Source organism: Paenibacillus monticola (genome assembly GCF_009664975.1).
Taxonomy (GTDB): domain Bacteria; phylum Bacillota; class Bacilli; order Paenibacillales; family Paenibacillaceae; genus Paenibacillus_AQ; species Paenibacillus_AQ monticola.
Window position 1 is genome coordinate 66,958 of the sequence record NZ_WJXB01000003.1, and the last position, 14,724, is coordinate 81,681.

Below are 14,724 nucleotides of genomic sequence, written 5' to 3' on the forward strand. Positions count from 1 at the left end.
TGAACTGGGTCCTCTACACTGTTGATGCCTTGTATTCTAGCAAATTCCACCCACCGTGTCACGTTATCCTTCACGACTGTTGGCAGAGAATTAAAAAAGCTGCAGACAAGGTGTTAACCGTCTGCAGCCTGTAGGTTGTATATAATTAATGGAGAACACATACCAATTAGCGGTGTGATTGATTACCAGGCATAAGCTTCAGGAGCTGGACGTCCTGGCCCCGGGAAAATCTCATCAAGCTTCTTCAGTGTTGCTTCGTCCAATACAATTTCGGTTACCCGCAGGGAATCCTCGAATTGCTGCATCGTTCTCGGCCCAATAATCGGAGCCGTCACTGCCGGATTCGCCAGTACCCAGGCCAGAGCAACCTGATCCTCATGGTCGCCCAATTCCTTACAGAGGGCAGAGAATTGCTCCAACTGGCTGCGGTTCTTCTCAAGATTAGCAGAACGCGAGCTGCGTACGCCTGTACCCGCTAATGCGTTGCGACCCAGTAGTCCACCTGCAAGCGGACTCCACGGAATGACGCCCATTCCCAGCTCTTTAGCAGCTGGAAGAACCTCAAGCTCTGGCGTCCGTTGCAGCAGATTGTATAAATGCTGCTCAGATACCAGCCCGAGGAAATGTCTAGCTTTTGCTTCCGCTTGTGCGGTAGCAATATGCCAACCGGCAAAGTTGCTAGAACCTATATAATCCGCTTTTCCCTGCTGAACCAGAATTTCAAAGGCACCCCACAGCTCGTCCCAAGATACATTGCGATCAATATGATGCATTTGGTAAAGCTCGATATGATCCGTCTGCAGACGCTTTAGTGAGGCTTCAAAATGCCGTCTGATTTTATAACCCGATAAACCGGCACCCGAATTGGGCCCATCATTCTCATCAAACATATCATTGTACACCTTGGTTGCCAGCACTACCTTCTCGCGCCGTCCGCCCCCTTGCTGAAACCAGCGGCCAATAATTTCTTCCGTCCAGCCGCGTCGCTCCTGGCCTCCATATACATTCGCGGTATCAAAGAAGTTGATGCCAGCATCCAGTGCAGCGTCCATAATCTTAAAAGCTTCCTTTTCCTCTGTTTCGGGGCCAAAATTCATGGTACCCAGACATAATTGGCTGACTTTTAAACCAGATTTCCCTAAATAGCTGTACTTCATCCTATTTCCTCCCTTTGAACCTTGTTTAGAGACTACATTGTTTCCGCTTACTAAAGAATAATATAACCCTTAGAGTCTACTTTAACGCAAGCTTTATTTTCAACTAAGAGAACGTTCTTGATCTCTAATGGTTACCCGGAAACAATACCTCTCCTGTACCCTGCCTGATCTTCACAATTTCGGTAAGAGTGCTGGATAGTTCACCTGGCGGATAAGGCTTTGTTAAATACTTTTGGACCACAGTCATTAAGTCTTTGTCTGTTGGATCTAAAGCGGAGGAGATTATAATCGGGATACTCTCCGTCCTGGAATCATCCTTTAGCATACGGATTAAATCCCAGCCATCCAGCTCTTCACCCAACATCAAATCTACCACAATCGCCACATAAGGAGTTTTCAAAGCCTGCTCAAAGGCTTGCTCCGGGTGGTAGTGGTGTGTGACCCTAAATCCCTTGCCTTTCAGCTCCTCCGACAGCAGCAATGAAAGACTGTAATCATCTTCAACAATCATGACATTTAATTTATTATCTTTATCTGTACCCCACTTGTTCAAATCATCCTCTTGGGGATTCTCTTCAGCATGCAGGTTCGGGAGACTGAACCAGACGGTAGTGCCCTCTCCTTCAACCGAATCAATGCCTATCGTACCCTGCTGTTTCTCAATAATTTCCTTGGAAATGGCCAGTCCAAGCCCTGTTCCGCCGATTCTTTTGGATGCACTATTATCAATTCTGCCGAATTTTTGGAACAGTTGACCGATTTGATCCTGAGGAATCCCTAGTCCGCTGTCCTGTATCCGTACAATCACCCGATCTGCTTCATTATGCAAGTGTACCCTTACCTCATGACTGTCCGGTGAGAACTTGATCGCGTTACTTAACAGATTGGTCAGCACCTGGATAATCTTATCTTTATCTACCGCCACTTCTGAATGATGCGCTTCATCGACCAGTAGCACCTGATGTGTACTGCTCAGCTTATACTGATCCATTACTCCCAATACAATTTCACTTAGATTCGCGTGTTCCGAATTATATTGCTGCTTGCCTGACTCCATACGTTGCAGATCCAGGAAATCATTAATAAGATCCGTTAATCTCTTCGCTTCCTTATGAATCGTCTCCAGATACTTCAATTGTTTCTCAGGTTTCATAGTTCTGGACAGCAGCAGCTCTGTAAACCCAAGCACACTGGATAAAGGTGTTCGCAGCTCATGACTAACCGTACTAACCAACTCCGATTTCATCAAATCGAGTTCATATTCTCTGGTAATATCCCGGTGTACGAATAAAGTACCGATACGGGTCTCGCGGCGATATACAGGAATAGCATATACATCAATATGCTTCAGGTATTCTGTTCCAATGGAGTATTGCATGCTACTGGAATCCATGGTGTGCTCAGACATCGCTTTTTGATAAAATAACCGCAGTTCAGCGGATTCATTGGACGTTTCTATGAAGTGTTCCTTCCATTTTTCCTTAGGGATCAAGGTTCCCTCAGTCCAATCATAGTAATTAAAAATTTCGCAGAGCGCTTTATTAACATGCAGCATGGTACCATCTGTGTGAACAAACTGAATGCCTTCATTGATGTTATTTACGATATCCCGATTCAGCATGCGGCCATGTTCAATTTCTTCATATATAAATATCCGCTCAATGGCCAGAGCTGCCCGGTTCATCATGCCTTCAATCTCATTGATCTCCTCACCTGTAAAGGAATGTCCAATCCGACTGCCGCAAAACACAGCCAAAATCTCATTTTCGGCATTCACAACGGTTGTGTAGAAATCGTAACAGTAGACATCTTCAGCAGAAATACCCTGCTCTGATTGTGTCGCCTGACGTTTAATCTTATAAGTCTTTTCCATTTGTAGGCGATATAGCATATCATCATTATCATTCTCAAGATAACGGTCAACCTTTGCCTGAGGAATCCCTTTAACTGCAGTAATCTTATCTTTAACCAGTAGAAAGAAACTGGAATCAAACGCATAGAATCGATTCATAAAATGTAGAAACTTATCGGCGAATTCTTGTTTATCCAGCGTGTAGCTAATATCATGATTCAGCTGATTATTGAGCTCCAGCATCATTTTGGTTTGTTCCGTATGCTTCAGTGTCTCCGCCAGCTCTTGCTGCACACTCTTCATCGAGGTAATATCATTGGCAATGAGGATATACTGATAAATTTCACCTTCATCGTTCAGATAAGGCACAATGCTCAGTTGCAGCCAGAGGAGGGTACCATCCTTGGCCAGGAGCTGCACTTCGTTGCTCCATACCCCTCCGGTATTCAATCTGTGGAATATCTGCTGCATATCTGTTGAAGAGAAATTGGACAGTTCAAATAACCGGTAGGTATAACCGATAATTTCGGATTTCTTATATTTAGTGTATCCGCTCAGGTTCTCATTGGCATAGGTGAACACCCCTTTATGCGTAAGAATCCCTACAGCCGCTGAATGATCCAGTGCTTTCATCATGCTCTCAATTTCAGTTAAGGAATGCTGCAGTCTTGACTGTTGGTCCTGAAGCTCATCCTGCTGGGCGTGAAGCTCTTCGTTCTGCATCATGAGCTCTTCTTCTTTATCCTGAATACTTCTCGCCATGTTGTGAAAAGCTTCATACAGCCGCCCAATCTCATCCTGTTTCTTAAGCTTGTCCAACAGAACTCCCTCTCCAGCTGCAAGAGAATGGGTTGCTCCCTCAAGCCTCAGAATGGGATCAATCAGGCTTTTTAGAATCCGCCAAACCATTATAGTGAAGAATAGCAGGATAACAATACTGAACATGAACGCGATTAAGGTGAAGTTAGCAGCCTGTTTAATCGAATCCCTGTCCATCACATTTAAGGCATTATCTGCTCTCTGCTTAAATTCTTTGGTATACGCAAGGAAATCATTTACCGATTGCGTGCTGCCTTTCTGGGATAGGGCTCGCAAACCTGCATAATCATCAGCTTCAACCAGTGCAATCGCCGTTGGGAGGATTACCGATTTATATTGAACATAAAATGCGGATAACTGCTCATTAAATTGTATTTCTTCTGCTGTTAGCTGGAGCTTCGAATACGTACTCAGAACCCCATCCAGATTCAGAAGTGCTACATTTAAGAGCTTCAGTTCATTGTCACTCTTAAGTGATGTATAACCTCTCGCCCGAAAAAACACCTCTTTCAGCGTGCTGGCTAATTCATTAATCGTATCCGCCTTGTTCTCCATGACTTCACGTTTATGGCTTAAACTACTCTGCTCATTCTGTATGTAGATGAAGAATACCGTTCCTGAACATATAATTAGCGCAAACACACTGAAAATAATCCGAAAATATCTTTTTTTGATACTATGCTTAGCTTGGTTAGCCATTGTCACTTAGAATCCCCTCCACAATCTGCAGGAGTTCTATTGGACTGAACGGTTTCGGCATAAAATAACGCGCCCCTGCCACTATAGCTCTATTGCGGTCTACTTCCTGTGCTTTAGCTGTCAGCATTAAAATAGGTAAAGTGCTCTTCATGTCCACACTCAGCTGCCCCAACACCTCTATCCCAGTCATTTCTGGCATCATATAATCCAATATCATCAAGTCATAGTGATCCGCTGACAGTCTCGCTAGCGCCTCTAAACCGTTCTCGGCAGTATGGATCTCTACATTCTCCAAATCCTCCAGCGTATCTGTGATTAACATTCTTAACACTTCTTCATCATCTACAACAAGTACCTTCTGCATGATTCATTCCGCCTTTTCTCAAAATAAAAATCGATAAGCCAGTCGTTCAATTCTCGACAGTAGCTCAGGTATATGAAATGGCTTGATTACATAATCATCTGCGCCCATTTGCAGAGCATGGACAATATCCGCCTGATTATTTCTGCCTGTCAGCATAATAACTAATATATTAACCTCTGGATAAGTCCGGCGGATTCGCTCCAATACTTCAACACCATCAATATCCGGCATCACCCCATCGAGCAGAACGATGTACTTCTCTTCACTCGAATACCAATCCGCTTGCAGGAAGTCTAATCCGTTGGCAAAACTTTTGATGTTGACCGTTGCAATATTCGCTGGTGTCCAAGTGGAGAAATGACTGGTCATGATCCGCCGAATCAGGGCATCATCATCTACAATAATCACATTCAGGACCGAGTCTTTTTTAATAGCCGACAAGAGTTTAGAATACAGAGTCGTCTGATTTCTTCCGGCATTCTTGCTGGCATAAAGCGCCTGATCTGCTTCCTCAATCAGTTTGTCGGATTCTTGAGCAGCTTCCGTTACTTCTGTAATACCGCTGGAAAAGCTTACTTGGAAGATTTCATCCCGAGCAGAGAACTTTAAAGAAGAGAAATCCTTCTGAATACGCTCAATGACCAGCAGTGCTGAAGCGGCATTCGTATTGGGCAGAAACAGAGCAAATTCCTCTCCACCGAAACGGCAAAAGGTATCTTCCACTCGTATAGAATTCAGTACAAGGTGAGAGAAGGCCTGCAATACCTCGTCACCGACTAGATGCCCATAACTGTCATTCACTTTCTTGAAATGATCAAGGTCAATCAGTGCCAATGAGAATATACGACTAGTGCGTTTAAAATCTGAAACCAGCTGCTTCATCGTCTGATTAAATTGTTTGCGGTTAAAAGCACCGGTCAGTTCATCCACGATTATCGCTTCTTGCCATTCTCTCTTCAGCTCGAAGCGATTTTTGATTAACATCAGGAATAGATCCAGATCTACCGGTTTCTGTACAAAATCCATCACACCAAGCGAATACGCGTGCAACTGAATTTCTTTGGAATGTTCTCCACTGATAATAATGATTGGAATATACTCTTTTTTGGCCTTGCCAATAATTTGACTTAAGACTTCAATCCCGCTTTTATCGGGTAGTAGAATATCGAGCAAGATCATGTCCGGTTTACTTCCATAGAATTTCTTCAACCCACGTTCAGCGGATAAGGCAATGCTTACATAATAGGACTGTTTCTCAAGTGCTTCTTTCAGAATAGCAACCAATTCAACATCATCGTCGATAATAAGGATTTCACTCTGCCGACACTCTTCATTATTTAGCTGATTGGCTGAATTGGGAGGATTAATCATTATGGAAGACGAGTTCTTGTCGATAAGCGTTTTAAAGGGAAATAAATACTCGCCCCACTCCTCCATGGACCAGTTTTTATGACTATCATCCGAGAAGAACAGCATTGTGCTCTCGGCTAAGGCTTCAACCTCTTTCATCCCTACCGTTCCAGCAGTACCTTTTAGATTATGCAGAAAACGGTAGATCTCTTTTTCCGTAATTTGCGATTGTTCTGACCACTCTTGCAAGGTTTGCGTGATTCGTTTCTCAACTAGGTCTTTATACTTTTGTGTAGTCATAGCTGCTCCTTCAGTTCATCGTCTCAATCTATCACTTCAACACATATTCAACAGATTGTCAACAAGATCTATTTTAAATTTAAATTATAAATTCACTGGAACAGAATACTGATCAGAGTGATATAAAACCTTTGGTTGAAGCTTCTGCTCTCATTTGACATAATAGTTGAAATGGTTCATTCCGTTAACGCGGCGGATGATCACAGATAATCAAGGGAGGCCGTTTCATTGAAAGGGATTATTACTGTACTGGGAAAAGACAAAGTAGGAATTATTGCCAAGGTCTGCACCTATCTTGCTGAGCACAATTTGAACATTCTGGATATTTCACAGACCATTGTTCAGGACTATTTTAACATGATGATGATCGTGGATATTTCCAGCGCCACTAAATCCTTCGAGGAGATTGTTGAGGAGCTGCACCAGGTGGGCGAGACCATCGGCGTAGAAATCAAACTGCAGCACGAAGATATCTTCAACATTATGCACCGTATCTAAGAATTTTTAGGAGGAGTAACATGATTTCACTCGTGGAAGTGCAAGAAACCAATAAAATGATCCGTGAAATGAATCTGGATGTGCGCACGATTACCATGGGGATCAGTCTGATGGATTGTGCCCACCCGAATATGAAGATTTTTAACCAAAATGTGTATGACAAAATCACCAAATCTGCTGAGAAGCTGGTCAAGACCGGCGAAGATCTGGAAAGACAATTTGGAGTTCCGATTGTTAATAAACGGATTTCCGTTACCCCTATCTCCATAGCTGCTGGTGCGATCAAGACAGATACTTATGTGCCTGTTGCAGAAATGTTGGACAGGGCTGCCAAAGAAGTAGGCGTTAACTTTATCGGCGGCTTCTCCGCCTTAGTGCAAAAGGGCTGTACCACAGGCGACCGGATTCTCATCGATTGTATTCCTGAAGCGCTAGCCGTCACAGAAAGAGTATGCGCCTCCGTGAATGTAGGCTCCTCCAGAAGCGGAATTAATATGGATGCCGTAAAATTAATGGGTGATATCATCGTCCAAACAGCGATGCGCACGAAGGATAGAGATTCGATCGGCTGCGCAAAACTGGTAGTTTTTTGCAACGCGGTTGAGGATAATCCGTTCATGGCTGGTGCCTTTCATGGTGTCGGTGAGCGGGAATGTGTAATTAACGTTGGTGTCAGTGGTCCTGGTGTAATCAAGCGGGCGCTGGAAGAAGTAAAGGGTCAGGACTTCGAGACCTTATGCGAAACGATCAAACGTACCGCGTTCAAGGTTACCCGTGTGGGACAGCTTGTAGCACAGGAAGCTTCCAAACGGATGGGTGTTCCTTTTGGAATTATTGACCTGTCACTGGCTCCAACTCCTGAAATCGGCGATTCCATTGCCGAGATCTTTCAGGTCATGGGACTCGAAGAAGCCGGTGCTCCCGGAACTACAGCCGCACTGGCCATCCTGAATGACAACGTGAAAAAAGGCGGCGTTATGGCTTCCTCCTACGTTGGGGGACTCAGTGGAGCCTTCATTCCGGTTAGTGAGGACCACGGTATGATTCAGGCTGTTCAGCGCGGTGCACTGACACTTGAGAAGCTCGAAGCAATGACCTGCGTATGTTCTGTTGGCTTGGACATGGTGGCAATTCCGGGTAGCACGTCCAAGGAAACCATCTCCGGCATCATCGCGGACGAAGCGGCAATTGGCATGGTCAACAATAAAACAACGGCCGTTCGCCTGATTCCGGTCATCGGCAAAGATGTAGGCGAAATGGTTGAATTCGGCGGACTGCTGGGTTACGCGCCAGTTATGGCAGTCAACTCCTTCAGCTGCGCCAACTTCATTAATAGAGGCGGACGCATTCCGGCTCCGATCCATAGCTTTAAGAACTAATAACCAGCTTTACCTTTCACATGAACAGTAAGACAGCGTTCCTCCACTGAACAATGGAGGCTTGCAGTCTTACTGTTTTTTAATCCACTATATCAAAACCCTTACATGAATTAATTTGCTCTTGATTATGGTCTTATACCTAAAGTCAATTGCTCCCTAGACACATATAATACTTAACAAGACTCAGTGGTAAATCGAACAAACAACTGAAATTTAACAGGAGGAATCATGAAAAAGACAGCTGACCCACTCACTCCTCAGAAACATGAATTTCATTTATTGCAGAAGCAGCAACGTGTACTCAAACATTTAAAATTACTGCTTCTAGTTCCCTTAAAAATAAACGATAAAATGCCTAATATACGATTAATCAAAGATCAGTTCCAGTATCTCGTTAAAGAAGTTCTTGTGATTAAATATCAGCATAAACTGGACGAATATATCAATAGATTCCAACCGGATTTAATTCTCGCCTTAGGCTCGGAGACGTTGTTTCCTGAGGAGAATATAGCAGCCCTGAAGACTTCAACCGTACCCAAAGCTATATGGATGTCTGATGCTACTGGCCTCAGTATAGTAGAACGGAAATTAGCTCTCTTATTTGATTATATTTTCACCCAAAGCCTCTCCAACTTGTTTTATTATGAAGGATTACTTGGTAAACAAAGCAGCTATCTTCCTTATGTCGCCGATACCGATATCTACTTTCCAAGACGTGTTGAGAGCAGATTTAAAAGTGATGTTCTCATCCTTGGAAACTTCAGTAAGAATAACCTGCTACAATCCTTGGCTCAATCACAATGGTTAACGAATCTAAAGGTAACTGCCTATGGAATCGGAGTTGAGAATTTCAGTGATTTTATTGTCGCTATAACCTCTTCAGAACATTTATCTAGCTACTACAACGGCACCCGAATGGTCATAAACTTCTCTGGTTCTTTACAACAGGTAATGGAGGTCTCTGCCTGCGGAATATTTCAGATGACACAAGAGCACCCCAATCTGCAGGGTTACCTCATCCCTCAAAATGGCCTGATCAGCTTTTCTACATTCAATCAACTAACAGACTTTATCAAACATTATTCATCACATAGTGATGAAAAAAGACTTGCAGCCTCCCTGGCTCTCCAAAAAAATAAACATAACTATTCTTATATGCAACAAGGTTTAACACTGCTAAACGCGATATTTGAATGACCGGAAGGAGGAACTTCGTCTTGAAATGTATTGCTTTTGTATTACCGCAGTTTCACCAAATACCCGAAAACGACGACTGGTGGGGAAAAGGTTTTACAGAATGGACTAATGTTAAGAAGGCCTCTTCCTTGTATCCTGAACATCATCAGCCGAACCAACCAACAAATAATAATTACTACGACTTAACAGAACCTGAGGTAAGAAGATGGCAAGCACAGATAGCGAAAGCTCATGGAATTCATGGATTTTGTTATTATCACTATTGGTTTAAAGGTAAACAATTGTTAGAATTGCCAGTTCAGCAAATTCTAACAAGCAAGGAACCAGACTTTCCTTTTTGCCTTTCATGGGCAAATGAGCCGTGGACGCGGAGATGGGATGGAACAGATCATGAAGTGTTGATGCCCCAAGAATACGGAGAAGAACAAGATTGGGAAATACATTTTAATGTTCTACTTAAAGCATTTGTAGACGAACGATATATTCGTGTAGATGGAAAGCCCGTATTTATCATCTATAGAACCTCTAATATCCCACGTTGTGAGGAAATGCTTCAGTACTGGCGCAAACTGGCACTGGAGAACGGATTAGAAGGCCTCCATCTCGTCCGAACACTAGGAGGGTTCCCCCTAACAGAACAAAGTGGTTTCGATGCCAGCTTGGAATATGAACCCCACTACACATTCGCACACGGAGGTCTGAATTTTCTATGGAGTACAAAACAGGTTGGAGATAAGGAACATTCAGTGATTGATTACGATCAGATTTGGGATTCCATGCTAGAGCGGACACCCCATCGGGATGGAGAAATAATCTATCCTGGAGCATTTGTCAATTGGGACAATACGCCCCGTAAAGGTGTAGCTGGGCAAAGCACGCTAGGCTCGACTCCGCAGAAATTTGGACTTTATCTGTCCAGACAAATAGAAAGAGCCAAAAAATTGTTCAACACTGAATTCATTTTCATTAACGCATGGAATGAATGGGCTGAAGGAACCTATTTGGAGCCGGATAACAAACACCAATATCAATATCTGGAAGCCATTAAAGAGGCCCTTAACCGATCAGCACAATGAAGAAGATCCTTCTTCTCTCTGAAGGACCTTCTTCATTTTCCGTGGAAATATCCCTTGTCGACAGAGATGCTGAGCATATATTCTCGCAATCATTGTTATGTCCACTTCACTCTCTCTCTTAAGCAAGATGGATACCGATATGAGGAGTTCCTCCGGTCAAGTCTATGAACAGCACATAATCATTTCCATCTGTCCCCTTTAGTATGAGACCAGGCTGATTGGAAATACCTACAGGGAAGAATCTAACCTGCTGTGTGCTTGGAATACTAGCCGGTACAGTTGCCTGAGTGAGAGATATCAGTCTAGTTCCAACTTTAATGGTACCTGCACCGTCTATTTCACCTGTTACTCCTAAATGGCCGGCTATACTTTGACTACCATTCACTTGAAGACTCAGATCAATAGTCTCATTTCCGTTAACGTGTAAATCTCCCTGAATCGTTTGATTTCCCGTAACTAGAACATTATCGAAGGTTGGCAAGGCTATCATCCCTTTCAATTAGTATACTATATCTTATGTAAAACAAGCCGTTTGGACATAGATATATATACAATTTTAATATTTTCCGCTCATAGGTTTATTAATACAAGAAGAAACGGCTTCGCCGTCCTTTTATGGACGGTACCCGCTTCTTCGAGAAATATAAGGATAAGTTATCGTGTGAAACATATAAATTCTTATATTTGAAAAAAGATCCTAACGTGCCTATAGCAACAGAAGGATCTTCTTTGATTGTCCCCTCATGAATGAAATACAACTCAATTTATTTGTCGCTCTCTATCTGCACTTTGCACTCGCTGACACAAGACAGATACCCGCCGAGGTCATAAATACCACATGCATGCCGGAGAGAAAGATCTCCGGATGACCAGGGACCAGATCGGTTACCCGATGACCCGCTTGGTTGCTCATCACATTGAACACACCGCCCGTTCCGTCAAGTATCTAGAGGAATCGGGATACTTTGCTCCAAAAGATCACCAAGAATTCCGAAGCATTAATTTAGCAAAATTGACAAAGCTGGACACACCAAGAACATAAACAAGCAAGTCTCCGGTTATTGGAGACTTGCTTGTTTTTAGCTTTTTATGCATTGTGTAAAATCCTATATTACGATATGGCTTAATTTATCAGGGTCCATGATCAGATATAAATCCTGGATATGTTCTCCGTCAAGATTCAAACAGAGTACCCCTGTAACTTTGCCTTGATGAGTAAATACGATATTAGACTCTCCATTTATTAACGCAAAGGAAGACTCCCAGTTCCGCAACTTGTCCAACACCCGGCGCGAGGTCAACAGCGCAACCACACCCTTGCGACCCACCATCGGTCTAAGAATCGTATGCACCTCTCCACCGCCACCGTCAGCTATCAGTACAGGATGATCTGCTAACAGCTCCAGCACACGATTGACATCATAGGCTGCAAAGGCTGCAGTGAAACGCTTTAGCAGCGTTTTTCTCGCTGGCTCATTAATGGAGCTTCGTCTGTCAGAAGTAGACACTGGCTGCAAATTGCGCTTGGCGCGGCTGAATATTTTACGGCAGTTCGCCTCGGACTTGTCCACCATCTCCGCAATCGCCTCATATTCATACTGAAACACTTCCCTCAGCACAAAAACGGCCCGTTCAGTTGGCGTAAATTGCTCCAGCAGCACCAGAAAAGCATACGACAATGTCTCATTGCGTTCCACTATCGCTTCAGGACCCTCAAAGGTATCCGTTACAGGTTCCGGTAGCCATTCGCCAATGTAGGTCTCCCGCTGGTTATGCGCCGAATGCAGCATATTCAGGCAGCGGTTAGTGATGCCTTTGGCTAGATACGCCTTGATATTTAGGATCTCGGTACGGTCCCGCCGCTGCAGCTCTGCAAAACAATCCTGTACCACATCCTCTGCATCAGCCACAACTCCGAGCATCCGGTAGGCAATGGAGAAAGCATACTTTTGATAGCTTAAATACAGCTCCTCCATGTTATGCTGTTCCATTACCCCGCTCCTCCTTTGTTGCCCTTAGTATTCTTCGAATCAGTCAAAACATCCCGGATACATTCCTGTGGAGATAGCTATCCGATTCCAGCTGTTTATCGTGTTAATCGCCATAATGAGATCGATGAACTCTTCCTCACTGACAAATTCCCTTACTTTATCATATACCGGCTGAGGTACTCCTGCCTGTCCGATATTCGCCACCGCCTCGGCAAGTTCAAGCACCGCCCGCTCTTTCTCTGTGAATAGAGGAACCTCTCTCCATACACTAAGCAGCAGAATCCGGTCGGCATGATCACCCAGCTTGAGTAAATCCTTGGCATGCATGTCTAGGCAAAAAGAACAGCCGTTAATCTGGGATACCCTTATTTTGATCAATTCATAGAGAACCTTATCCGTGCAACGACTGCTTGTATACTGCTCTAACGACATCATTGCCTTAAGTGCTGTCGGGTTTACCTTTTGATGATTAAATCTTAATTCCATCTTGATCGCCTCCTAAAAGTGTGTACATATAGAAGACAATCAAGCACTCCGTTTTGTGACATATGGCATTATAAATTCTGAAAAGTGCAGTAGTAGAGTCTTTAAGCCGCGGCTCGCTTGGCTTTGCGGATCGTAATCATCCGCCAGCCCGTCAATAGCGCTGACACAAGACAGATACCTGCCGAGGTCATAAATACCACATGCATGCCGGAGAGAAAGATCTCCGGATGCCCAGGAACCAGATCGGTTACCCGATGACCCGCTTGGTTGCTCATCACATTGAACAGGATCGTCGTGGCGACGGTGATGCCGACCACCATGCCGACATTGCGGACTAGGGAGTTCACACTACCCGCTGAGCCGAGCTGTGTTCGTGGCACCGTGGACATGATCAGCGAATTGTTGGGCGATCCGAACAAGCCGCTACCTATTCCGAGCATGGCGATCCATAGTCCGACCAGAACAACAGAGCTTCCGTCATGCAGTCGGGCCAAGCCAAATTGAGCGATGACCATCACTATGAGCCCGGCGAAAGTCAGGAATTCGGAACCTATTTTATCCGATAACGCACCGCTGAGCGGAGCGACAATGACCATAGAGATCGGGAAGAGCATGAGTAGAAAACCTGCATAAAAAGGCGACAGATTCAGCATGTTCTGTGCATAGAACGGGGCAATGATGTTGAAGCAAAAATTCGCTACGAAGACGAGAAAAGCACAGAGAATGCTTAATGAGAACAGCGGATTCTTGAATAGGGACAGCTGAAGCAACGGGTGGGAACCGCGCAATTCGAGTATGATGAAAACAATAAAGGCTGCAGCAGCCGTGATCAGTGCCAAGATAATCCGGTTGTCCCCGTATCCAAGTTGCTGACCGAGCAGCAGACCGGCGAATAGGGTGATAATAAAGACGGCAAACAGCATGCTGCCGGGAATATCAATTTTGGATTTAACGCGGACCAGATCCTTCGGCAGAACCTTCCAACCGAGTACAATCGCAATCAGTCCAATCGGAACGTTCACCCAGAATATATATTTCCAACCCAATGCGGAAACAATAATCCCGCCTAAGCTGGGTCCGGCGATACTGCCGAGAGATACAAAGGTGCCGATAAGACCAAGCGCCTTGCCGCGTTCCGTTGACGGAAAGATATCCGTGACAATTCCCTGGCTGTTCGCCATAGTCATTGAAGCCCCGATAGCCTGAATAATTCGCGAGGCAATCAAGAACGGCAGGCTTGCGCTTAGTCCGCATAATAGGGAGCCAAGGATAAAGATAATAGTGCCTATTTTGAATATCCTGATCTTTCCGACAATGTCCCCAAGCTTTCCGAAAAAGAGAATCACCGAGCAAATCGCCATCAAATAGCCAGTGGTCACCCATACGACCTGCCCCATCGGCAACTGCAGCTGCTTCACAAGTACCGGCAAAGCAATATTTACGATGCTGCCGTCAAGCGTGGACATAAAGGTGAAAATGTTTAGGACAATCAGGATGATCCAGCGTTTCTTCTGAATCTCCGCATCATCCTGATATGTTGCGCTTATTGAACTCAT

Annotated in this window: 13 protein-coding genes; 4 read left to right on the top strand and 9 right to left on the bottom strand. The window is 44.3% G+C overall.

Features of this window, described 5'->3' with window-relative positions:
- Positions 1-182 precede the first annotated feature (182 nt).
- The 4 genes from GJB61_RS09395 to GJB61_RS09410 form a co-directional block, all read right to left on the bottom strand.
- Positions 183-1,157, bottom strand: a complete 975-nt coding sequence (locus GJB61_RS09395; protein ID WP_154118264.1) for an aldo/keto reductase — start codon at positions 1,155-1,157, stop codon at positions 183-185.
- Positions 1,158-1,281: 124 nt separating this feature from the next.
- Positions 1,282-4,527 carry an ATP-binding protein gene (locus GJB61_RS09400; protein WP_154118265.1) on the bottom strand — a complete coding sequence of 1,082 codons (3,246 nt, stop codon included), beginning with the start codon at positions 4,525-4,527 and terminating at the stop codon, positions 1,282-1,284.
- On the bottom strand, positions 4,520-4,891 hold the full coding sequence (locus tag GJB61_RS09405) for a response regulator (RefSeq protein ID WP_154118266.1): 372 nt from the start codon (positions 4,889-4,891) through the stop codon (positions 4,520-4,522). The genes GJB61_RS09400 and GJB61_RS09405 overlap by 8 nt, the downstream gene beginning before the upstream one ends.
- Before the next feature lie 18 nt (positions 4,892-4,909).
- Positions 4,910-6,541, bottom strand: a complete 1,632-nt coding sequence (locus GJB61_RS09410; protein WP_154118267.1) for a GGDEF domain-containing response regulator — start codon at positions 6,539-6,541, stop codon at positions 4,910-4,912.
- Positions 6,542-6,769: 228 nt separating this feature from the next.
- Here GJB61_RS09410 and GJB61_RS09415 point away from each other — a divergent pair, with 228 nt between their 5' ends.
- The 4 genes from GJB61_RS09415 to GJB61_RS09430 all read left to right on the top strand — a co-directional run bounded on the left by GJB61_RS09415 (position 6,770) and on the right by GJB61_RS09430 (position 10,691).
- The gene (locus GJB61_RS09415; RefSeq protein WP_154118268.1) at positions 6,770-7,039 is read left to right on the top strand and encodes an ACT domain-containing protein; all 270 of its coding nucleotides are present in this window, start codon (positions 6,770-6,772) and stop codon (positions 7,037-7,039) included.
- Between the two features lie 23 nt (positions 7,040-7,062).
- A complete protein-coding gene (locus tag GJB61_RS09420; RefSeq protein WP_338115779.1) occupies positions 7,063-8,418 on the top strand; it encodes a DUF711 family protein in 1,356 nt (451 codons plus the stop codon).
- Positions 8,419-8,646: 228 nt separating this feature from the next.
- Positions 8,647-9,615 carry a glycosyltransferase family protein gene (locus tag GJB61_RS09425; RefSeq protein WP_154118270.1) on the top strand — a complete coding sequence of 323 codons (969 nt, stop codon included), beginning with the start codon at positions 8,647-8,649 and terminating at the stop codon, positions 9,613-9,615.
- A 20-nt stretch (positions 9,616-9,635) separates the two neighbouring features.
- Positions 9,636-10,691 carry a glycosyltransferase WbsX family protein gene (locus GJB61_RS09430; protein ID WP_154118271.1) on the top strand — a complete coding sequence of 352 codons (1,056 nt, stop codon included), beginning with the start codon at positions 9,636-9,638 and terminating at the stop codon, positions 10,689-10,691.
- 118 nt (positions 10,692-10,809) lie between these two features.
- Here the strand turns inward: GJB61_RS09430 and GJB61_RS09435 are convergent, their stop codons facing one another.
- The 5 genes from GJB61_RS09435 to GJB61_RS09450 all read right to left on the bottom strand — a co-directional run bounded on the left by GJB61_RS09435 (position 10,810) and on the right by GJB61_RS09450 (position 14,724).
- Positions 10,810-11,181: a hypothetical protein gene (locus GJB61_RS09435; RefSeq protein ID WP_229521622.1), complete on the bottom strand. Its 372-nt coding sequence runs from the start codon at positions 11,179-11,181 to the stop codon at positions 10,810-10,812.
- 288 nt (positions 11,182-11,469) lie between these two features.
- Complete coding sequence (locus GJB61_RS32140; protein WP_267490794.1) at positions 11,470-11,604, bottom strand: hypothetical protein; 135 nt, start codon at positions 11,602-11,604, stop codon at positions 11,470-11,472.
- 193 nt (positions 11,605-11,797) lie between these two features.
- The gene (gene sigJ, locus GJB61_RS09440) at positions 11,798-12,682 is read right to left on the bottom strand and encodes an RNA polymerase sigma factor SigJ (protein ID WP_154118273.1); all 885 of its coding nucleotides are present in this window, start codon (positions 12,680-12,682) and stop codon (positions 11,798-11,800) included.
- 39 nt (positions 12,683-12,721) lie between these two features.
- Entirely contained in the window at positions 12,722-13,168 is a 447-nt protein-coding gene (locus tag GJB61_RS09445; RefSeq protein WP_154118274.1) for a carboxymuconolactone decarboxylase family protein, read from the bottom strand.
- Positions 13,169-13,269: 101 nt separating this feature from the next.
- Positions 13,270-14,724, bottom strand: a complete 1,455-nt coding sequence (locus tag GJB61_RS09450) for an MFS transporter (RefSeq protein WP_154118275.1) — start codon at positions 14,722-14,724, stop codon at positions 13,270-13,272.

Coding starts and splice junctions, on each gene's coding strand:
- GJB61_RS09395 (WP_154118264.1), bottom strand. CDS start 1,157: ATGAAGTACAGCTATTTAGGGAAATCTGGTTTAAAAGTCAGCCAATTA.
- GJB61_RS09400 (WP_154118265.1), bottom strand. CDS start 4,527: ATGGCTAACCAAGCTAAGCATAGTATCAAAAAAAGATATTTTCGGATT.
- GJB61_RS09405 (WP_154118266.1), bottom strand. CDS start 4,891: ATGCAGAAGGTACTTGTTGTAGATGATGAAGAAGTGTTAAGAATGTTA.
- GJB61_RS09410 (WP_154118267.1), bottom strand. CDS start 6,541: ATGACTACACAAAAGTATAAAGACCTAGTTGAGAAACGAATCACGCAA.
- GJB61_RS09425 (WP_154118270.1), top strand. CDS start 8,647: ATGAAAAAGACAGCTGACCCACTCACTCCTCAGAAACATGAATTTCAT.
- GJB61_RS09435 (WP_229521622.1), bottom strand. CDS start 11,181: ATGATAGCCTTGCCAACCTTCGATAATGTTCTAGTTACGGGAAATCAA.
- GJB61_RS32140 (WP_267490794.1), bottom strand. CDS start 11,604: ATGAGCAACCAAGCGGGTCATCGGGTAACCGATCTGGTCCCTGGTCAT.
- sigJ (WP_154118273.1), bottom strand. CDS start 12,682: ATGGAACAGCATAACATGGAGGAGCTGTATTTAAGCTATCAAAAGTAT.
- GJB61_RS09445 (WP_154118274.1), bottom strand. CDS start 13,168: ATGGAATTAAGATTTAATCATCAAAAGGTAAACCCGACAGCACTTAAG.
- GJB61_RS09450 (WP_154118275.1), bottom strand. CDS start 14,724: ATGAGTTCAATAAGCGCAACATATCAGGATGATGCGGAGATTCAGAAG.